This window comes from Paenibacillus terrae, assembly GCF_000943545.1.
Classification (GTDB): Bacteria; Bacillota; Bacilli; order Paenibacillales; family Paenibacillaceae; genus Paenibacillus; species Paenibacillus terrae_A.
Map to the genome: position 1 here is coordinate 1 of NZ_JTHP01000222.1, position 242 is coordinate 242.

Consider the following 242-nt stretch of genomic DNA (forward strand, 5'->3'; position numbering starts at 1 on the left):
GATCGCTTCATCGAATCCCTCTTTCCGATAAAGCATCACCGATTGGTTGAACTGGTGCGGATGCGCCATCTGCTGTGCAAAGAACCAGCGCTGAACGGGCAAAAGCGGCACGTCCCCTTCCACCAGTCCTTGGTCCGCGTGACGCCCTACGGATTGCACATGAGGCGCAAGGTCATGGATCGTCGGATAGCGGAACAAATGCCGCATCTCCAGCTGAAGATCGTACGTATGCAGCCGGGAGG

General features: G+C 57.0%; 1 protein-coding gene. It reads right to left on the minus strand.

Features of this window, described 5'->3' with window-relative positions:
* Positions 1–198: hypothetical protein (locus QD47_RS29755; RefSeq protein WP_161797227.1), on the minus strand; the 198-nt coding region annotated here is incomplete at its 3' end.
* Between the last annotated feature and the right edge of the window lie 44 nt (positions 199–242).